This window comes from Streptococcus sp. CM6 (assembly GCF_000526095.1).
GTDB classification, from domain to species: Bacteria; Bacillota; Bacilli; order Lactobacillales; family Streptococcaceae; genus Streptococcus; species Streptococcus oralis_BW.
The window spans coordinates 17,294-37,510 of record NZ_JATS01000025.1; the positions used below are offsets into that span (position 1 = coordinate 17,294).

Below are 20,217 nucleotides of genomic sequence, written 5' to 3' on the forward strand. Positions count from 1 at the left end.
AATGAAAAAATTCATGACAAATTTAAAAAAAGCCAAGGTTAAAGCTTTCACTTTGGTAGAAATGCTAGTCGTCCTTTTAATCATCAGCGTTCTTCTCTTGCTCTTTGTGCCCAATTTGACCAAGCAAAAGGATGCCGTAGATGACAAAGGAAAAGCTGCTGTTGTCAAGGTCGTGGAAAGCCAGGCAGAACTTTATCGTTTGGATAAAAATGATGATGCCAGCCTCAGCAAATTACAAGCGGACGGTCGTATCACTGCTGAGCAAGCCAAAGCTTATAAAGACTACCATGCAAAACAAAAAACAAGCCAAACCGTTGCAGATTAAGGCCTTTACTATGCTGGAAAGTCTCTTAGTTTTGGGACTTGTGAGTATCCTTGCTTTGGGCTTGTCTGGCTCTGTCCAGTCCAGTTTTGCAGCGGTAGAGGAGCAGATTTTCTTTATGGAGTTTGAAGAACTCTATAGGGAAACGCAAAAACGCAGTGTTGCTAGTCAGCAAAAAACCAGTCTGAACTTAGATGGACAGACGATCAGCAATGGCAATCAAAACTTGACCGTTCCAAAAGGAATTCAGGCACCATCAGGACAAAGCATTATATTTGATCGAGCTGGGGGCAATTCGTCCCTGGCTAAGGTTGAATTTCAGACTAGCAAAGGAGCGATTCGCTATCAATTATATCTAGGAAATGGAAAAATTAAACGCATTAAGGAAACTAAAAATTAAGGCAGTAATCTTACTAGAAGCAGTAGTAGCTTTGGCTGTGTTTGCCAGCATTGCGACCCTTCTTTTGGGACAAATTCAAAAAAATAGACAAGAAGAGGCAGAAATCTTGCAAAAGGAAGAAGTCTTACGTGTGGCTAAGATGGCTCTGCAGACAGGTCAAAATCAGGTAAACATAAATGGAGTGGAGATTCAGGTGCTTGCTAGTGAAAAAGAAGTGGAGGTCTACCATGGTTCAGAGAAGTTGCTCGACCTTAAAGAGCAGTAAGGTAAGAGCGTTCACTCTTTTAGAATCTCTGATTGCCCTTATCGTCATTAGCGGAGGCTTGCTCCTCTTTCAAGCTATGAGTCAGCTCCTCATTTCAGAAGTTCGTTACCAGCAGCAAAGCGAGCAAAAGGAGTGGCTCTTGTTTGTGGGTCAACTGGAGGCAGAGTTAGAGCGTTCGCAGTTTGAAAAGGTAGAAGGCAATCGCCTCTACATGAAACAGGATGGTAAGGATATCTCTATAGGTAAGTCTAAATCGGATGATTTTCGAAAAACGGATACCAGCGGACGGGGCTACCAACCTATGGTTTATGGACTTAAATCAGCTCAAATTACAGAGGAAAATCAATTGGTTCACTTTCGTTTCCAATTTCAAAAGGGCTTAGAAAGGGAGTTCATCTATCGTGTGGAAAAAGCAAAAAGTTAAGGCAGGCGTTCTTTTATATGCAGTCACCATGGCAGCCATTTTTAGCCTTTTGTTGCAGTTTTATTTAAATCGGCAAGTAGCCCATCACAAAGACTTTGCCCTAAACAAAGAAAAGTTGGCAGCTTTTGCCATGGCCAAGCGAAGCAAAGAGAAGGCTGAACAAGAAAGTGGGGAACGAGTCTTTAACTTAGGAAAAGTCACGTATCAAAATACGAAAACAGTTTTTGCAACAAGTGTTCGAATGAATAAGAGCAACTATGAATTTCTCTTTCCTCCGATGAAAACCCAAGAAAAGAAAACAGTTAAAAAGGAAGAGGTAGCGACTGATTCAAGCAATCAAGCAGGGAAGAAAAAATCAGAAGAAAAGCTTGAAAAGAAAGCCGATTCCTAGGCAATTCAACTACTTTGTGTTACACTAAAAGCATGAAATACGATTTTAATCACAAAGCAGAAACCTTTGATTCGCCCAAAAATATCTTTCTTGCAAACTTGGTTTGTCAAGCAATTGAAAAACAGATTGATTTTCTATCTGATAAGGAAATACTGGACTTTGGTGGTGGGACGGGTCTGTTAGCCTTGCCTCTAGCTAAGCAAGCCAAATCGGTTACCCTTGTAGACATCTCGGAGAAAATGCTGGAGCAATCCCGTTTGAAAGCAGAGCAACAAGACATCAAGAATATCCAGTTTTTGGAACAGGATTTACTGGTGAATCCTTTGGAGCAACAATTTGACCTGATTGTTGTCAGTCGAGTTCTTCATCATATGCCTGATCTAGATGCGACTCTTGCCATGTTTCACCATCACCTTAGGGAGAATGGACAAGTCCTCATCGCTGATTTTGTCAAGACAGATACCAACCATCATGGTTTTGATTTAGCTGAACTGGAAATCAAGCTCGCCCAATTTGGTTTTTCAATCATTGACAGTCAGATTCTCTATAGTGCTGAAGGTCTTTTCCTAGGAAATTACGCAGAGCTCTTTTTAACTGTAGCCCAAAAATCACTCGCTGACTAAAGCAGTGATTTTTTCTCTTTAGATGGAAAAAAGGAGGGAAATTTGATAAGATAGGAATATGGATTTTGAAAAAATTGAACAAGCTTATACGTATTTACTAGAGAATGTCCAAGTCATCCAAAGTGATTTGGTGACCAACTTTTATGATGCCTTGGTAGAGCAAAATAGTATCTATCTAGATGGCGAGACCGAGCTAGAGCAGATCAAGGAGAACAATCAAGCCCTTAAACGCTTAGCGCTTCGCAAGGAAGAGTGGCTCAAGACCTACCAGTTTCTCTTGATGAAGGCAGGACAAACGGAACCTTTACAGGCCAATCACCAGTTTACACCAGATGCCATTTCTCTCCTCTTGGTACTTGTTGTAGAAGAGTTGTTTGAACAAGAGGAAATTAGCATCCTCGAAATAGGTTCTGGTATGGGCATTTTGGGGGCTACTTTCTTGACTTCTCTCTCTAAAAAAGTAGATTACTTGGGAATCGAAGTGGATGACTTGCTGATTGATTTGGCAGCAAGTATGTCAGATGTGATTGGTTTACAGGCTGGTTTTGTTCAAGGAGATGCCGTTCGTCCGCAAATGCTTAAAGAAAGCGATGTGGTCATCAGCGACTTGCCTGTTGGCTATTACCCAGACGATGCCATCGCTTCACGCTATCAAGTGGCTTCTAGTCAAGAGCATACCTATGCCCACCATTTGCTGATGGAACAAGGCCTCAAGTACCTTAAGTCAGATGGCTATGCTATTTTTCTAGCTCCGAGTGATTTATTGACCAGTCCTCAAAGTGACTTATTAAAAGGGTGGCTCAAAGATGAAGTGAGTCTGGCTGCTATCATCGCTCTGCCAGAGGATATTTTCTCAACTGCAAGCCAAGCTAAAAGTATTTTTGTCTTACAGAAGAAAAGAGACAAGGAAATAGAACCCTTTGTCTACCCACTTACTAGCTTGCAAGATCCGTCAGTTTTGTTGACCTTTAAAGAAAATTTTCAAAATTGGAGCAAAGGTACTGAAATATAAAAGAGATTTTGTTATAATAGATGAAAACGCTTAAAAAAGAGGTATCATCTTATGACAAAAACAATTGCAATCAATGCAGGAAGCTCAAGCTTGAAATGGCAACTTTATCAAATGCCTGAGGAAAAAGTTTTGGCTAAAGGCTTGATTGAACGTATTGGATTGAAAGACTCAATTTCAACAGTAAAATTTAACGGTCGTTCGGAGCAACAAATTCTTGATATTGAAGATCACACACAAGCCGTTAAAATTTTATTGGATGATTTGATTCGTTTTGACATCATCAAAGGGTACGATGAGATTACAGGTGTCGGACACCGCGTCGTTGCAGGTGGTGAATATTTCAAGGAATCAACAGTTGTTGAGGGAGATGTGATAGAAAAAGTTGAGGAGTTGGGACTCTTGGCTCCTCTTCACAATCCAGCTAACGCAGCTGGAATCCGCGCATTTAAGGAATTGCTTCCAGATATTACCAGTGTTGTCGTATTTGATACCTCATTCCACACAACCATGCCAGAGAAGGCTTATCGCTATCCTCTACCAACTAAATACTACACGGAAAACAAGGTTCGTAAATACGGTGCTCATGGTACAAGCCACCAGTTTGTCGCAGGAGAAGCAGCGAAACTTTTGGGTCGTCCTCTAGAAGATTTGAAATTGATTACCTGCCATATTGGTAACGGGGCTTCTATCACAGCTGTTAAGGGTGGGAAGTCTGTGGATACTTCTATGGGCTTCACACCACTTGGCGGTGTGATGATGGGAACTCGTACAGGGGATATTGACCCTGCTATCATCCCTTATCTCATGCAATATACAGAGGATTTCAATACCCCAGAAGATATTAGTCGCGTTCTCAATCGTGAATCAGGGCTCATGGGAGTTTCTGGTCAGTCAAGCGATATGCGTGATGTGATTGCTGCCATGGAAGCAGGAGACCATGATGCAACTTTGGCTTATGAAATGTATGTCGATCGTATCCAAAAACATATCGGCCAATATCTTGCAGTCCTAAATGGAGCAGATGCGATTATCTTCACAGCAGGTATCGGTGAAAATGCTGCAAACGTACGTGAAGATGTCATCTCAGGTATCTCTTGGTTTGGTTGTGATGTGGATCCAGAAAAGAACGTCTTTGGTGTAACGGGAGATATCTCAACGGACGCAGCGAAAATTCGTGTCTTGGTTATTCCAACAGATGAAGAATTGGTGATTGCACGCGATGTTGAACGCTTGAAAAAATAAGTAAATGCACATAAAATTTGATTGTAGAAAGAAGTTGGGGAAGAGATTTTCCAGCTTTTTTTATGCAGAAAATGTCTAAAACCTTGCTGTTATTGGCTTTTTCAAAAAATATGGTATAATAGTAGTAATTTAATAGATGGAGTTGAGTTTTGAAGAAAAGCTTTCGTGTAAAAAGAGAGAAAGATTTTAAGGCGATTTTCAAGGACGGAACAAGTTTTGCCAATCGAAAATTTGTTGTCTACCAATTGGAAAACCAGCAAAACCATTTTCGAGTAGGACTGTCCGTCAGCAAAAAGCTGGGGAATGCAGTTACCAGAAATCAAATCAAGAGACGAATCCGACACATTCTACAAAGTGTAAAAGGGAGTTTAGTAGAGCATGTCGATTTTGTCGTGATTGCCCGAAAAGGGGTGGAGACCTTGGATTATGCAGAGATGGAGAAAAATCTACTCCACGTATTAAAGTTATCAAAGATTTACCAGGAAGGAAATGGGAGTGAAAAAGAAACTACAGTTGACTAGTTTGTTGAGCTTGTCCTTGGTTATCATGACAGCCTGTGCAACAAATGGTACATCTAGCGATATAACAGCAGATTCGACAGACTTTTGGAGTAAATTCGTCTATTTTTTTGCTGAAATTATCCGCTTTTTGTCCTTTGACATTAGTATCGGAGTTGGGATTATCCTCTTTACGATCTTGATCCGGACGATTCTATTACCAGTCTTTCAGACACAGATGGTTGCCTCTAGAAAAATGCAAGAGGCTCAGCCACGCATCAAGGCTTTGCGAGAGCAATACCCGGGTCGTGATATGGAAAGTAGAACCAAGCTAGACCAGGAGATGCGTAAGGTTTATAAAGAGTTAGGAATCAAACATTCCTCCTCTCTCTGGCCGATTTTAATACAAATGCCGGTTCTCTTGGCGCTCTTTCAAGCCTTGAGTCGAGTAGACTTTTTGAAAACAGGTCACTTTTTATGGATTAATTTGGGAGGAGTAGATACAAGTTTTGTCCTTCCGATTTTGGCGGCAGTCTTTACCTTCTTGAGTAGCTGGTTATCGAATAAAGCTTTATCTGAAAAAAGTGGAGCTACGACAGGGATGATGTATGGTATGCCTGTATTGATCTTTGTTTTTGCCATCTCCGCCCCAAGTGGTGTAGCCTTGTACTGGGCTGTATCCAATGCTTACCAAGTTCTGCAAACCTATTTCTTGAACAATCCTTTCAAGATTATTGCTGAAAGAGAAGCAGTGGCGCAAGCAGAAAAAGATTTAGAAGGCAAGAAGAGAAGAGCTTTGAAAAAAGCACAGAAGAAGAAAAAATAAGGAGGAATCTGGTAATGGTGTTATTTACAGGTTCAACGGTTGAAGAGGCAATCCAAAAAGGATTGAAAGAATTAGACATTCCAAGAATGAAGGCCCACATCAAGGTCGTTTCAAAAGAGAAAAAAGGATTCTTAGGCTTGTTTGGTAAGAAGCCAGCTCAAGTTGATATCGAAGCTATTAGTGAAACGACAGTGATCAAAGCCAATCAGCAGGCCATTAAAGGGGTTCCAAAAGAAGTCAATGAAAAAAATGAACCCGTGAAAACAGTAAGTGAAGCAACTGTTGATTTGGGGCATGTAGTGGAAGCCATCAAAAAGATTGAAGAAGAAGGTCAAGGTGTTTCTGAAGAGGTCAAGGCTGAAATCCTGAAAAATGAAAAACATGCCAGCACGATTTTGGAAGAAACAGGTCATATTTCAATTTTAAATGATTTGGAACCAGAGGATACTGCCGAGGAAGTGGAATCTGCTCCAGAAAAAGAAACTGAAACGCAGGAAGCAACAAGCCAATCTTTGAAAGATTTAGGCTTGAAAGTAGAACCAAGTTATGACATCGAACAAGTGGCAACTGAAGTAGCTAACTACGTTCAAACCATTGTAGATGATATGGATGTTGAAGGGACGATTTCAAGTGACTACAATCGCCGCACCATCAATCTTCAAATTGACACGAATGAACCAGGCCGTATTATCGGCTATCACGGAAAAGTCTTGAAAGCTCTTCAACTATTGGCGCAAAATTACCTTTATAATCGCTATTCAAGAACTTTCTACATTACGATTAACGTCAATGATTATGTTGAACACCGTGCAGAAGTCTTGCAAACCTACGCTCAAAAATTAGCGAATCGCGTTTTGGAGGAAGGTCGTAGCCAGCAAACAGATCCAATGTCGAATAGCGAACGCAAGATTATCCATCGCATTATTTCACGCATGGATGGAGTGACCAGTTATTCTGAGGGTGATGAGCCAAATCGCTATGTTGTCGTAGATACAGAATAAACAAAATCAGGCTTGACCTGATTTTTTGCTAGAAAAAAGGAGAAAAGACCGATGATGGAAACCATCAGAAACTATCTATCTTACGCGGGGATCCAGTATCGTAATCCAGATAAGTCTGGAGATGAGCGAGAGAAGATGCTGGAATTGCGCCACAAAGGCCAGGAGGCTCGTAAGGCTTTTACAAATCTGGCCAAGGACTTCCAAGCAAGTCATCCAGAATGGCAACTTCAACAGACTAGTCAGTGGATGAATCAAGCGCAGCGCTTGCGACCGCATTTCTGGGCCTATCTACAGAGAGAGGGGCAGGTAACAGAACCCATGTTGGCGCTGCGTTTGTATGGGAAACCCTCAGATTTTGGGATTTCCTTAGAAGTCAGCTTCATTGAGCGCAAGAAAGATGAACAGACTTTAGACAAGCAAGCCAAGGTTTTAGAACTTCCAGTGGTAGAAGGAATTTATTATCTAGTCTACTCAAATGGGGAAAGTCATAAGGTGGAGGCTACTGAGGAGAACCGTCGCACTTTACGCGAGAAGGTACGCAATCAGGAAATCCGTAAAGTTTTGGTAAAGTCGGATGTTTCTTTTATTGAAAATCAGTCAGTAGAAGCGATATTGGAGGAGCTAGAGGGCGCTTATACTCGCTTGCTTCCGTACTATGAAGTGACGAGGGAATAGAAAATCAAATGTGTTAGATGAACGCAAATTGTTTTATTGCTATTCTATGCATTTTTTCATATAATAGTAAAATAGGATGTGTAATTCATTAATCACCTCAAAGAGAAAGGAAATTCTATGTCAAATCTATCTGTTAATGCAATTCGTTTTCTAGGTATTGACGCCATCAACAAAGCAAACTCAGGTCACCCAGGGGTGGTTATGGGGGCTGCTCCAATGGCCTATAGCCTCTTTACAAAACAACTTCGTATCAATCCAGCCCAACCAAACTGGATTAACCGCGACCGCTTTATTCTTTCAGCAGGACACGGATCTATGCTTCTCTATGCCCTTCTTCACCTTTCTGGTTTTGAAGATGTCAGCATGGATGAAATCAAGAGCTTCCGCCAATGGGGTTCCAAAACACCTGGTCACCCAGAATTTGGACATACTGCAGGGGTTGACGCGACAACTGGTCCTCTAGGGCAAGGGATTTCTACTGCCACTGGTTTTGCCCAAGCAGAACGTTTCCTCGCGGCGAAGTATAACCGTGAAGGCTTCAATATTTTTGACCACTATACTTATGTGATCTGTGGAGACGGAGACTTGATGGAAGGTGTCTCAAGTGAGGCGGCTTCATACGCAGGCTTGCAAAAACTTGACAAGTTGGTGGTTCTTTATGATTCAAATGACATCAACTTGGATGGTGAGACAAAGGATTCCTTTACAGAAAGTGTTCGTGACCGTTACAATGCCTACGGTTGGCATACAGCCTTGGTTGAAGATGGAACAGACTTGGAAGCAATCCATGCTGCTATCGAAACAGCTAAAGCTTCAGGCAAACCATCTTTGATTGAAGTGAAGACTGTAATTGGATATGGCTCTCCAAACAAACAAGGAACCAATGCTGTACACGGTGCTCCTCTTGGAGCAGATGAAACTGCAGCAACTCGCCAAGCTCTCGGTTGGGACTATGAACCATTTGAAATCCCAGCTGAAGTATATGCTGATTTCAAAGAAAATGTTGCAGACCGTGGCGCATCAGCTTATCAAGCTTGGACAAAATTAGTTGCTGATTATAAAGAAGCTCATCCAGAACTGGCTACAGAAGTAGAAGCTATTATCGACGGACGTGACCCAGTTAAAGTTACTCCAGCAGACTTCCCAGCCTTAGAAAATGGCTTCTCTCAAGCAACTCGTAATTCAAGTCAAGATGCTTTGAACGTTGTAGCTGCTAAATTGCCAACCTTCCTAGGTGGTTCAGCTGACCTTGCTCACTCAAACATGACTTATATCAAGACTGATGGACTTCAAGACGACGCTAATCGCTTGAACCGCAACATTCAGTTTGGTGTTCGTGAATTTGCAATGGGAACGATCTTGAACGGGATGGCTCTTCATGGTGGACTTCGTGTATACGGTGGAACTTTCTTCGTCTTCTCTGACTATGTGAAGGCGGCTGTCCGCTTGTCAGCCTTGCAAGGACTTCCTGTGACTTATGTCTTTACCCACGATTCAATCGCAGTTGGTGAAGATGGTCCAACTCACGAACCAGTTGAACACTTAGCAGGTCTTCGTGCCATGCCAAATCTGAATGTTTTCCGTCCAGCAGATGCGCGTGAAACTCAAGCGGCTTGGTACCTTGCAGTGACAAGCGAGAAAACACCAACCGCCCTTGTCTTGACACGCCAAAACTTGACTGTTGAAGAGGGAACAGACTTTGACAAGGTTGCAAAAGGTGCCTATGTTGTCTATGAAAATGCGGCAGACTTTGATACAATCTTGATTGCGACAGGTTCAGAGGTCAATCTAGCTGTTGCAGCTGCCAAAGAATTGGCTAGCCAAGGCGCAAAAGTCCGTGTAGTCAGCATGCCATCTACAGATGTCTTTGATAAACAAGATGCAGCATACAAGGAAGAAATCCTTCCAAATGCAGTTCGCCGTCGTGTTGCAGTCGAAATGGGTGCAACTCAAAACTGGTACAAATATGTTGGTCTAGATGGTGCAGTTCTCGGTATTGATACTTTCGGAGCATCTGCCCCAGCACCAAAAGTATTAGCAGAGTACGGATTTACGGTAGAAAATCTAGTCAAAGTTGTTCAAAACTTGAAATAATTGCAGAAATCAGAGTGAAAACTCTGATTTTTTATAACCATAAAAACAAGGTACAACCTTGTAAAAGTAGCTGAAATTTGATATAGTAGTCCTATGTAAAAGACAAAGGAGAAAACAATGAATCCAAATATTACTTTTTTAATCATGCTTGTAGGTATGATGGCCTTGATGTTCTTTATGCAACGTTCTCAAAAGAAACAAGCTCAAAAGCGTATGGAAAGCTTAAATAAACTTCAAAAAGGCTATGAAGTTATTACAATTGGCGGCCTTTACGGAACAGTGGATGAAGTAGACACTGAGAAGAGAACAATCGTACTTGATGTAGATGGCGTTTATTTGACTTTTGAATTGGCTGCTATCAAGACCGTTTTGCCACTCAAAGAAGCTGTGACACCAGAAGGAACAGTTGTTGACGAAGACGGAGCAATCGAAGAATAAAACGGGACCTGTCACTCCCGTTTTTCTATGAAGTAAGAGGAAAAGGGATGAGAAAAATAGTATTTGTGTGCTTAGGAAACATCTGCCGTAGCCCCATGGCAGAGTTTGTAATGAAATCCATGACGAGCGATTACCAGGTTGAGAGTCGTGCGACTTCATCTTGGGAACATGGTAATCCGATTCATAAGGGAACGCAGGGGATTTTCCGGCAGTATCAGATTCCTTATGACAAAGACAAAACATCACTCCAGATTCGTAGAGAAGATTTTGAATCGTTTGATTACATTATCGGTATGGATGCTTCAAACGTTTCAAATCTGCGTCAAATGTGTCCTCAGGAATTGCAACATAAGATCTACCCTTTTGCATCTGAAAGTGTTCCAGATCCTTGGTATACAGGAGATTTTGAGGAAACCTATGATCGCATCACAAGTGGATGTCGAAGCTGGCTAGATCGATTAGAAAATGAGAGTGACAATGGAAAAGCTTAAACAAATCTATGAAAAGTATAGAGTTTACCTAACTCGCCCTAGGCTAGAGTTCATTGCAGTAGTCGTAATTGCACTCTGTGCCCTTTCAGTATTTCTACTAAATACACCTAAAAAGGGTGCCCTGACACTTGATGGCGGTGCTCTTGTTTATGATGGTACCCTGGTACGAGGAAAAATGAATGGCCAAGGAACTCTGACCTTTGAAAATGGAGACCAATATACAGGTGATTTCAATAATGGAGCCTTTAATGGAAAAGGAACTTTCCAATCAAAAGATGGTTGGAAATACGAAGGTGATTTTGTAAATGGTCAGGCTGAAGGCCAAGGGAAGTTGACGACAGAGCAAGAAGTTGTTTATGAAGGGACCTTTAAACAAGGCGTTTTTCAGCAAAAACAGTAGTCTCCAAGTTAGGAGGCTATTTTCAAAGCCTGAAAAGAAAACGCTTTCTTTACTTAAATTCGAGAAAAAACTATCAACTAGAAAAACTTTGTGAAATAAAAAAATTTTTTCCATAATTTCACAATCGTCCAGACAAAACTCTATTGCATAGCTACATTGAGAAAAAAATCACAATCTCAGAAAAATTCTTTGTGAAATACTTATGAAACTGTTTACAAAGCATAAAAAAAGAGTTATAATAAACTTGTGAAAAAATTAACAAAGGATGACATCCTTAAAGGCTATGGAGGATAATATGGCTGATAAAAAAACAGTAACACCAGAGGAAAAACAACTTGCTGCTGAAAAGCATGTCGACGGTCTTGTGAAAAAAGCCTTGGTTGCGCTTGATGAAATGCGCAAGTTGAACCAAGAGCAAGTTGACTACATCGTAGCAAAAGCGTCTGTTGCAGCACTTGACGCGCACGGTATTCTTGCACAACACGCAGTTGAAGAAACTGGTCGTGGCGTATTTGAAGATAAGGCGACAAAAAATCTATTTGCCTGTGAACACGTAGTGAACAATATGCGTGGAGTTAAAACAGCTGGAGTTATCGAAGATGATCCAATTACAGGTTTGACGAAGATTGCGGAGCCAGTCGGAGTTATTTGTGGTATCACTCCAACAACAAACCCAACTTCAACAGCAATTTTCAAATCATTGATTGCTTTGAAGACACGTAACCCAATCGTTTTCGCCTTCCACCCATCAGCTCAAGAATCTTCTGCTCATGCTGCACAAATCGTTCGTGATGCAGCCATCGCAGCCGGTGCACCTGAAAACTGTGTTCAATGGATTACAGAGCCATCTATGGAAGCAACTGGGGCACTTATGAACCACGAAGGTGTTGCGACTATCCTCGCAACTGGTGGGAATGCTATGGTTAAAGCTGCATACTCATGTGGGAAACCAGCTCTTGGGGTAGGTGCCGGAAACGTTCCTGCCTACGTAGAAAAATCTGCTGACCTTCGTCAAGCTGCTCATGACATCGTGATGTCTAAATCATTTGATAATGGGATGGTCTGTGCATCAGAACAAGCGGTTATCATTGATAAAGAAGTGTATGACAAATTTGTAGAAGAATTCAAATCATACCATACTTACTTTGTCAACAAGAAAGAAAAAGCGCTTTTGGAAGAATTCTGTTTTGGTGCAAAAGCTAACAGCAAGAACTGTGCTGGTGCTAAGCTAAATGCCAACATCGTTGGTAAACCAGCAGCATGGATTGCTGAGCAAGCAGGATTCAAAGTACCAGAAGGTACAAATATCTTGGCTGCTGAATGTGCAGAAGTTGGAATTAAAGAACCATTGACTCGTGAAAAATTATCACCTGTTATTGCAGTTTTGAAAGCTGAAGATACTGAAGATGGACTTAAAAAAGCTCGTCAAATGGTTGAATTTAATGGTCTAGGACACTCAGCTGCTATCCATACAAAAGACGAAGCTCTTGCAAAACGTTTCGGTACGGAAATAAAGGCAATGCGTATTATCTGGAACTCTCCATCTACCTTTGGTGGTATCGGTGATGTATACAACGCCTTCATTCCATCATTAACACTTGGATGTGGTTCATATGGACACAACTCAGTTGGTGATAACGTATCCGCTATCAACCTTCTTAACATCAAGAAAGTAGGAAAACGTAGAAATAATATGCAATGGTTTAAAGTTCCTTCAAAAATCTACTTCGAACGTAACTCAATCCAATACCTTCAAACTTGCGAAGGTATCGAACGTGTCATGATTGTTACCGATAAATCAATTGAAAAACTCGGTTTTGTACAACGTGTGATTGACCAATTGAATCTTCGTAAAAACAAAGTCACGATTCAAGTCTTCTCAGATGTTGAACCAGATCCAGATATCACAACAGTTCGTCGTGGTGTTGAAGTAATGCGTTCGTTTGAACCAGACACTATCATTGCCCTTGGTGGTGGTTCACCAATGGATGCAGCTAAAGGTATGTGGATGTTCTATGAACAGCCAGACGTTGACTTCGGTGACCTCGTTCAAAAATTCATGGATATCCGCAAACGTGCCTTCAAATTCCCATCACTTGGTAAGAAAGCACAATATATCGGTATTCCAACAACATCTGGTACAGGTTCAGAAGTAACACCGTTTGCAGTTATCTCTGACAAGGCAAACAATCGGAAATACCCAATCACTGACTACGCTTTGACACCAACCATTGCAATTGTTGACCCTGCTTTGGTAGAATCTGTTCCAGCATTTATTGCTGCTGACACAGGTATGGATGTCTTGACACACGCAACTGAAGCTTATACTTCTAACTTTGCCAATGACTATACAGATGGTATTGCTCTTCAAACCATCAAGTTAGTCTTCAAATATTTGGAAAAATCTGTAAAAACAGCTGACCCAGAAGCCCGTGAAAAGATGCATAATGCCTCTACAATGGCTGGTATGGCCTTCGCCAATGCCTTCCTTGGAATGAGTCACTCAATGGCGCATAAGATTGGTGCTGTTCACCACACCATTCACGGACGTACAAATGCTATTTTACTTCCTTATGTTATCCGTTATAATGGAACTCGTCCATCTAAAACTACAACATGGCCTAAGTACAATTACTGGAAAGCTGATGAAAAATTCCAAGATATCGCTCGTATGCTAGGTCTTCCTTGCTCAACACCAGAAGAAGCGGTTGAAGCTTATGCCAAAGCAGTTTACGATCTTGGTGAAGCAGTTGGAATCACAATGAACTTCAAAGGCTTTGGTATCGATGAAAAAACTTGGAAAGACAGCTTGCATGAGATTGCCTTACTTGCTTACGAAGATCAATGTTCACCTGCAAACCCACGCTTACCAATGGTAGCTGACATGGAAGAAATCATGGCAGATGCTTACTATGGTTATAAAGAACGTCCAGGACGTCGTAAATAATTGTTTATCAGCCTAGAGACAGGAGTTATCCTGTCTCTTTTTTGTGAACTCAGATAGACCTGGAATTAAGGTTGAGTGTGGAACTGGAGATAATATACGAACATTATAAAAGATTGTAGGGATATATTTAAAAATTAAAGAATAAGTGAATGAAAAAGAGTGGAAAAGTAGAAAAGCAAGAGAGAAAATCAACGCCCGTACTTGCAATTAAACTCAAATAGTTATATAATAGGTTTGTTGAAAGGTGATTTGTAGTGATTCAAGTTACTCTTTTCACAATAAAATTTTCAGGATTTTCATAAGGAGGAAATCACTAATGGTAGTTAAAGTTGGTATTAACGGTTTCGGACGTATTGGTCGTCTTGCTTTCCGCCGTATCCAAAACGTAGAAGGTGTTGAAGTTACTCGCATCAACGACCTTACAGATCCAGTGATGCTTGCACACTTGTTGAAATACGATACAACTCAAGGTCGTTTCGACGGTACTGTAGAAGTTAAAGAAGGCGGATTTGAAGTTAACGGTAAATTCGTTAAAGTTTCTGCTGAACGTGATCCAGAACAAATCGACTGGGCTAACGACGGTGTAGAAATCGTTCTTGAAGCAACTGGTTTCTTTGCTACTAAAGCAGCTGCTGAAAAACACCTTAAAGGTGGTGCTAAGAAAGTTGTTATCACTGCTCCTGGTGGAAGCGATGTTAAAACAATCGTATTCAACACTAACCACGATACACTTGATGGTACTGAAACAGTTATCTCAGGTGCTTCATGTACTACAAACTGTTTGGCTCCAATGGCTAAAGCTCTTCATGACAACTTCGGTATCGTTGAAGGTTTGATGACTACTATCCACGCTTACACTGGTGACCAAATGATTCTTGACGGACCACACCGTAAAGGTGACCTTCGCCGTGCTCGTGCTGCTGCAGTTAACATCGTTCCTAACTCAACTGGTGCTGCTAAAGCAATCGGTTTGGTTATTCCTGAATTGAACGGTAAATTGGATGGAGCTGCTCAACGTGTTCCTGTTCCAGCTGGTTCAGTAACTGAATTGGTAGCAGTTCTTGACAAGAACGTTACTGTTGATGAAGTAAATGCAGCTATGAAAGCAGCTTCTAACGAATCATATGGATACACTGAAGATCCAATCGTATCTTCTGATATCCTAGGTATGTCATTCGGTTCATTGTTTGACGCAACTCAAACTAAAGTTCTTGACGTTGACGGTAAACAATTGGTTAAAGTTGTTTCATGGTATGACAACGAAATGTCTTACACTTCACAACTTGTTCGTACTCTTGAATACTTTGCAAAAATCGCTAAATAATTCTTGAGTCGATAAAAAAGCAAGGCTTTCTGACCTTGCTTTTTTGTATATATAAGAATAGATGATAATGTCATCCATTCTTTTTTAATTTTTTTTCAAAAGTATCCGATAGAACAGTGAAACTCAATTTTTCTAAGGTGAGTGGATGGGTAAAAGAAAGGCGAAAGGCATGAAGCATAAGCCGACTTGTTTTTGATTTACTATTATAGAGAGGGTCACCCAAGATAGGATGCTTGTGATGAGAGAGGTGAACACGAATCTGATGCGTTCGACCGGTCTTTAGCTTGCAACGAACAAGAGCTGTTTTGTTTGGGAATTGCTTTAATCGACTGATATGCGTTTCAGCATATTGCCCATTTTTGGGATCTACTACTCGTTTTCTGCGATCATGTCGATCACGGCCGATTTTATCTTGAAAGACAAGTTCCTTACTCTCTATTCGTCCTTCTACGAGTGCCCAGTACTCGCGAGCGATTTCTTTTTTCTCCAACAAGCGATTGAGGATGGGCAGGATAAAAGGGTTCTTAGCAAAAAGCATCAGCCCACTGGTTTCCATATCTAGACGATGAACGACATAGCAAGTCTGCCCGACGTAGGCAGAGACATGATTGAGAAGGGCGATTTCGTTTGGTTGATTTCCATGCGTTTTCATACCCTCAGGTTTGTTGACGACAATAAGATGTTGGTCTTGATAAATTTCTTGAACGAGGTCTGGATTTCCCCAAAGGATTTCCTTTTTGGGATAATCTTCCTCATCAAAAGTCAATTGGCAAATATCCCCTGCTTTGACTATCTCGTTCCAGTGAACTTCTTCGTGGTTAATTAAGATGTTCTTCTTGGTTCTCAAAAAATGACGGATTTTTCTAGGAATGAGTAGTTGTTCCTCTAGAAATTGTTTGACCGTCATTTGAGGCAGGGATTCGGGTAATGTAAATGTGAATTGCATACAGATATTGTAACAAAAAAAGCCCTATTTGGATAGGGAGTAGCTAAATTCTTGAGTTCCCATGGTGAAGATGATAAAATAAACGCATGAAATTAGATAAATTATTTGAGAAGTTTCTTTCTCTCTTTAAAAAAGAAACGAATGAATCGGCGGAGTCTGATTCGACTAGCATGCGTCGTTCTCGGAGCGATAGAAAAAAATTGTCCCAAGTTGGCCCAATTCGGAAATTTTGGCGTCGCTATCATCTGACAAAGATTGTCATCATTTTAGGGTTAAGTGCAGGTTTGCTAGTGGGAACCTACCTATTTGCGATAGCCAAGTCTACCAATGTCAATGATTTGCAAAATGCCTTAAAAACACGAACTCTGATTTTTGACCGCGAAGAAAAAGAGGCAGGAGCCCTGTCCGGTCAAAAGGGAACCTATATTGAACTAACAGATATCAGTAAAGATTTGCAGAATGCTGTCGTCGCGACAGAGGATCGTTCCTTCTATAAAAATGATGGGATAAACTACGGTCGTTTCTTTCTAGCCATCCTTACAGCAGGTCGTTATGGAGGGGGGTCCACCATCACCCAACAGTTGGCAAAAAATGCCTATCTTTCTCAGGATCAGACCGTTGAACGGAAGGCCAAGGAGTTTTTCCTTGCCTTAGAGTTGACCAAGAAATACAGTAAGGAGCAAATCCTTACTATGTACCTCAATAACGCCTACTTCGGAAATGGGGTATGGGGGGTTGAAGATGCAAGTAAGAAATATTTCGGTGTATCGGCTTCACAACTAACGCTTGATCAGGCGGCAACTCTAGCAGGGATGCTCAAGGGGCCGGAATTGTATAATCCATTAAATTCTGTTGAAACTTCAACCAACCGTAGGGATACTGTTTTGCAAAATATGGTTGCAGCGGGTTATATTGATAAAAATCAAGAGACCGAAGCAGCTGGAGCAGATATGGCTTCTCAACTGCAAGATAAGTATGAAGGGAAGATTTCGGATTATCGTTACCCGTCTTATTTTGATGCAGTTGTCAACGAAGCGGTTTCCAAGTACAATCTCACAGAAGAAGAGATTGTCAACAACGGCTATCGAATCTATACAGAACTTGACCAAAACTACCAAGCCAACATGCAGGTTGTTTACGAAAATACCTCACTATTTCCAAAGGCAGAAGACGGAACACATGCTGAATCAGGTAGTGTTGCTTTAGAGCCTAAAACAGGTGGGGTGCGTAGTGTTGTTGGTAGCGTAGCTGGCGATGACAAACCAGGCTTCCGCAATTTCAACTATGCCACTCAGTCTAAGCGTAGCCCAGGCTCAACTATCAAACCTTTAGTGGTTTATACGCCTGCAGTAGAAGCAGGATGGGCCTTAAACAAGCAACTGGATAATCATACGATGCAGTACGATAGTTATCAAGTGGACAACTATGCAGGGATTAAGACTTCGCCTGAAGTACCTATGTATCAGGCTTTGGCTGAATCACTCAATTTACCGGCAGTTGCGACTGTAAATGCATTAGGTATTGACAAAGCTTTTGACGCTGGGGAGAGATTTGGCCTGAATATGGAAAATGTTGATCGAGTTCTTGGAGTCGCTCTCGGTGGAGGTGTAGAGACGAATCCCCTCCAGATGGCACAAGCCTATGCAACCTTTGCTAATGAAGGTCTGATGCCTGAAGCGCATTTTATCACTCGTATTGAAAATGCCAGTGGTCAGGTCATCAAGAGTCATAAAAATTCTCAAAAACGAGTGATTGATAAGTCGGTAGCCGATAAAATGACCAGTATGATGCTAGGAACATTTACCAATGGTACAGGAATTAGTTCGTCGCCAACAGATTATGTTATGGCTGGAAAGACAGGTACTACTGAGGCCGCTTTTAATTCAGTATATACTAGTGACCAGTGGGTGATTGGTTATACTCCAGATGTGGTAATTACCCACTGGCTCGGTTTCCCAACGACGGATGAGAACCATTATCTAGCAGGTTCGACCTCAAATGGAGCAGCCCACGTCTTTAGAAGTATGGCTAATACCATTTTGCCTTACACTCCAGGTAGCACTTTTACAGTTGAGAATGCTTATAAACAAAATGGGATTGAACCAGAAAATACGAAAAAGCAAGTTGTTGAAAATGAGACAAACCAGTCTGAGGACCCGATAGGAGATATTCGTAGTCGTGCACAAAATCTTGTAGATGAAGCAGGACGTGCGATTTCAGAAGCTAAAATAAAAGAAAAAGCCCAGACAATATGGGACTCAATCCTTAATCTATTTCGTTAAGAGGCTTGTCAAAGCCTAGGTTTCTTGTTATAATAGATAAGATGGAGGCGTTATGGCACTAAAAAAAGCAAGCCTAGCTTGTGCAGTTTGTGGTTCAAGGAATTACTCAATCAAAATTAGTGGGAACCCCAAGCCAACACGACTAGAAGTAAATAAATTTTGTAAACATTGTGGAAAATATACGACACATAGAGAAACGAGATAGGAGAGAACGATGGGTTTTATTAAGGATATTTTTAAACTTCTTAAAGAAACAACGTGGCCAACTCGCAAGGAAAGCTGGAGAGATTTTCGCTCTATTATGGAATACACAGCCTTCTTTGTGGTCATCATTTACATTTTTGACCAGTTGATTGTTTCAGGTTTGATTCGATTTATTAACATTTTTTAGAAGAAAGGCGGAGAAGTTCTGCTAACTTCCTTCTATATGTATGAAAGGAAATATCATGGATAGTTTTGACAAGGGATGGTTTGTTCTACAAACTTATTCTGGCTATGAAAATAAGGTAAAAGAAAATCTATTGCAACGTGCACAAACGTATAACATGTTGGATAATATTCTACGCGTTGAGATCCCAACACAAACCGTGCAAGTTGAGAAAAATGGAAAGAAAAAGGAAGTTGAAGAGAATCGCTTTCCAGGTTATGTCCTTGTAGAAATGGTCATGACCGATGAAGCATGGTTCGTCGTTCGAAACACACCGAACGTAACAGGATTCGTCGGATCCCACGGTAACAGATCAAAACCAACTCCGCTATTGGAACAAGAAATCCGTGATATTCTGGTTTCAATGGGACAAACTGTTCAAGAGTTTGATATTGACGTTGAAGTTGGTCAGACTGTCCGCATCATTGATGGCGCTTTTGCAGACTGCACAGGTAAAATTACTGAAATTGATAACAATAAAGTGAAGATGATTATCTCTATGTTTGGTAATGATACGATTGCAGAAGTAAACCTAAACCAAATTGCAGAATTATAACTCTAGAGAGGCCTTGCCTCTCTTTTTATGTGCCGTTGAGAGAGGAAGAAGTATGGAATAGAGGAAATAGACCCATGGGTTCGTGCATTTTGCTAAACTAAATGCAGAAAGGAGAGGTCTATGAATCTGAAAGAACTATACGAAGAAACGAAGGGAATCGTCCATAAGTGCCGCAAAGATTATCATTTGCATCTGTGGGAGAAAGAGGACTGGGACCAGGAGGGCATGATGTGCCTCTATGAGCTGGTCAGTCACCATCCAGAGTTATTAGAGGGCGAGCGCCATCGACTATATGTCTGTTTTAAAACAAAATTTAGAAATCGTATTCTAGATTACATCCGTAAACAGGAAAGTCACAAGCGCCGTTTTGACAAAGAACCCTATGAAGAGGTGAGTGAGATTAGCCATCGTCTAGGAGAAAAAGGACTCAGACTGGACGATTATTATCTCTTTCACGAACTTCTAAAAAACTACAAATCAAAGCAGAGTCTGGAAAAACAAGAGTTAATAGACCGTCTCATGGGAGGAGAAGTCTTTAGAGGACGTAAAGCTCTCCTGAGAGAACTTTCCCTTATCTTTTCAGAATTTCGATAAAGAGGAAAAAAGATCTTGACAAAGGTAAAAAAGTAGGTAT

General features: G+C 41.1%; 24 protein-coding genes. 23 read left to right on the forward strand and 1 reads right to left on the reverse strand.

All coding sequences use genetic code 11. The features are described 5' to 3' along the window. Position 1: 1 nt before the first annotated feature. The 18 genes from comGC (at position 2) to gap (ending at position 15,372) form a co-directional block, all read left to right on the forward strand. The gene (comGC, locus tag HMPREF1516_RS08920) at positions 2-325 is read left to right on the forward strand and encodes a competence type IV pilus major pilin ComGC (protein ID WP_033606377.1); all 324 of its coding nucleotides are present in this window, start codon (positions 2-4) and stop codon (positions 323-325) included. Further along, positions 288-722: a competence type IV pilus minor pilin ComGD gene (gene comGD / locus HMPREF1516_RS08925; RefSeq protein WP_001180051.1), complete on the forward strand. Its 435-nt coding sequence runs from the start codon at positions 288-290 to the stop codon at positions 720-722. Before comGC ends, comGD begins: the two co-directional genes overlap by 38 nt. After that, positions 685-987 (forward strand): competence type IV pilus minor pilin ComGE, encoded by a 303-nt coding sequence (comGE, locus tag HMPREF1516_RS08930; RefSeq protein WP_000413368.1) that lies wholly within the window; start codon positions 685-687, stop codon positions 985-987. The genes comGD and comGE overlap by 38 nt, the downstream gene beginning before the upstream one ends. After that, complete coding sequence (gene comGF / locus HMPREF1516_RS08935; RefSeq protein WP_002876748.1) at positions 950-1,411, forward strand: competence type IV pilus minor pilin ComGF; 462 nt, start codon at positions 950-952, stop codon at positions 1,409-1,411. The genes comGE and comGF overlap by 38 nt, the downstream gene beginning before the upstream one ends. After that, positions 1,389-1,802: a competence type IV pilus minor pilin ComGG gene (comGG, locus tag HMPREF1516_RS08940; protein WP_033606378.1), complete on the forward strand. Its 414-nt coding sequence runs from the start codon at positions 1,389-1,391 to the stop codon at positions 1,800-1,802. The genes comGF and comGG overlap by 23 nt, the downstream gene beginning before the upstream one ends. Positions 1,803-1,834: 32 nt before the next feature. Then, positions 1,835-2,425, forward strand: coding sequence for a class I SAM-dependent methyltransferase (locus HMPREF1516_RS08945; RefSeq protein WP_033606379.1), 591 nt, complete (start codon positions 1,835-1,837; stop codon positions 2,423-2,425). 58 nt (positions 2,426-2,483) lie between these two features. Then, positions 2,484-3,437, forward strand: coding sequence for a class I SAM-dependent methyltransferase (locus tag HMPREF1516_RS08950; RefSeq protein WP_000345147.1), 954 nt, complete (start codon positions 2,484-2,486; stop codon positions 3,435-3,437). A gap of 51 nt (positions 3,438-3,488) precedes the next feature. Further along, a complete protein-coding gene (locus HMPREF1516_RS08955; protein ID WP_000167797.1) occupies positions 3,489-4,679 on the forward strand; it encodes an acetate kinase in 1,191 nt (396 codons plus the stop codon). Positions 4,680-4,828: 149 nt separating this feature from the next. After that, positions 4,829-5,200: a ribonuclease P protein component gene (gene rnpA, locus HMPREF1516_RS08960; RefSeq protein ID WP_000748118.1), complete on the forward strand. Its 372-nt coding sequence runs from the start codon at positions 4,829-4,831 to the stop codon at positions 5,198-5,200. After that, positions 5,175-6,002 (forward strand): membrane protein insertase YidC, encoded by an 828-nt coding sequence (locus tag HMPREF1516_RS08965; protein WP_198014364.1) that lies wholly within the window; start codon positions 5,175-5,177, stop codon positions 6,000-6,002. Before rnpA ends, HMPREF1516_RS08965 begins: the two co-directional genes overlap by 26 nt. A 14-nt stretch (positions 6,003-6,016) precedes the next feature. Beyond that, the gene (gene jag / locus HMPREF1516_RS08970; protein ID WP_033606381.1) at positions 6,017-7,003 is read left to right on the forward strand and encodes an RNA-binding cell elongation regulator Jag/EloR; all 987 of its coding nucleotides are present in this window, start codon (positions 6,017-6,019) and stop codon (positions 7,001-7,003) included. 51 nt (positions 7,004-7,054) lie between these two features. After that, positions 7,055-7,678, forward strand: coding sequence for a hypothetical protein (locus HMPREF1516_RS08975; protein ID WP_033606382.1), 624 nt, complete (start codon positions 7,055-7,057; stop codon positions 7,676-7,678). Positions 7,679-7,795: 117 nt separating this feature from the next. Further along, entirely contained in the window at positions 7,796-9,772 is a 1,977-nt protein-coding gene (gene tkt, locus HMPREF1516_RS08980; protein ID WP_000067895.1) for a transketolase, read from the forward strand. 117 nt (positions 9,773-9,889) lie between these two features. Then, positions 9,890-10,210, forward strand: coding sequence for a preprotein translocase subunit YajC (gene yajC, locus HMPREF1516_RS08985; RefSeq protein WP_001069054.1), 321 nt, complete (start codon positions 9,890-9,892; stop codon positions 10,208-10,210). A gap of 47 nt (positions 10,211-10,257) precedes the next feature. Further along, a complete protein-coding gene (locus HMPREF1516_RS08990) occupies positions 10,258-10,701 on the forward strand; it encodes a low molecular weight protein-tyrosine-phosphatase (protein ID WP_002876716.1) in 444 nt (147 codons plus the stop codon). Then, on the forward strand, positions 10,688-11,101 hold the full coding sequence (locus tag HMPREF1516_RS08995; RefSeq protein ID WP_000413196.1) for an MORN repeat-containing protein: 414 nt from the start codon (positions 10,688-10,690) through the stop codon (positions 11,099-11,101). The genes HMPREF1516_RS08990 and HMPREF1516_RS08995 overlap by 14 nt, the downstream gene beginning before the upstream one ends. Positions 11,102-11,396: 295 nt before the next feature. Further along, positions 11,397-14,048, forward strand: a complete 2,652-nt coding sequence (adhE, locus tag HMPREF1516_RS09000; RefSeq protein WP_033606383.1) for a bifunctional acetaldehyde-CoA/alcohol dehydrogenase — start codon at positions 11,397-11,399, stop codon at positions 14,046-14,048. A 316-nt stretch (positions 14,049-14,364) separates the two neighbouring features. After that, positions 14,365-15,372 carry a type I glyceraldehyde-3-phosphate dehydrogenase gene (gene gap, locus HMPREF1516_RS09005; protein WP_000260675.1) on the forward strand — a complete coding sequence of 336 codons (1,008 nt, stop codon included), beginning with the start codon at positions 14,365-14,367 and terminating at the stop codon, positions 15,370-15,372. A 70-nt stretch (positions 15,373-15,442) separates the two neighbouring features. Here gap and HMPREF1516_RS09010 read toward each other — a convergent pair whose 3' ends face one another. Continuing rightward, positions 15,443-16,318 (reverse strand): RluA family pseudouridine synthase, encoded by an 876-nt coding sequence (locus HMPREF1516_RS09010; RefSeq protein ID WP_084647669.1) that lies wholly within the window; start codon positions 16,316-16,318, stop codon positions 15,443-15,445. Between the two features lie 86 nt (positions 16,319-16,404). Between HMPREF1516_RS09010 and pbp2a the strand changes: the two genes are divergently transcribed. The 5 genes from pbp2a to HMPREF1516_RS09035 all read left to right on the forward strand — a co-directional run bounded on the left by pbp2a (position 16,405) and on the right by HMPREF1516_RS09035 (position 20,177). Next, positions 16,405-18,600 (forward strand): penicillin-binding protein PBP2A, encoded by a 2,196-nt coding sequence (gene pbp2a / locus HMPREF1516_RS09015; RefSeq protein ID WP_000762593.1) that lies wholly within the window; start codon positions 16,405-16,407, stop codon positions 18,598-18,600. A gap of 52 nt (positions 18,601-18,652) precedes the next feature. After that, a complete protein-coding gene (rpmG, locus tag HMPREF1516_RS09020; protein WP_001809375.1) occupies positions 18,653-18,805 on the forward strand; it encodes a 50S ribosomal protein L33 in 153 nt (50 codons plus the stop codon). A 9-nt stretch (positions 18,806-18,814) separates the two neighbouring features. Next, positions 18,815-18,991: a preprotein translocase subunit SecE gene (secE, locus tag HMPREF1516_RS09025; RefSeq protein ID WP_000505776.1), complete on the forward strand. Its 177-nt coding sequence runs from the start codon at positions 18,815-18,817 to the stop codon at positions 18,989-18,991. Between the two features lie 55 nt (positions 18,992-19,046). Beyond that, positions 19,047-19,583, forward strand: coding sequence for a transcription termination/antitermination protein NusG (nusG, locus tag HMPREF1516_RS09030; protein ID WP_000376730.1), 537 nt, complete (start codon positions 19,047-19,049; stop codon positions 19,581-19,583). A 120-nt stretch (positions 19,584-19,703) separates the two neighbouring features. Next, positions 19,704-20,177 carry a hypothetical protein gene (locus HMPREF1516_RS09035; protein ID WP_001049388.1) on the forward strand — a complete coding sequence of 158 codons (474 nt, stop codon included), beginning with the start codon at positions 19,704-19,706 and terminating at the stop codon, positions 20,175-20,177. Positions 20,178-20,217: the final 40 nt, after the last annotated feature.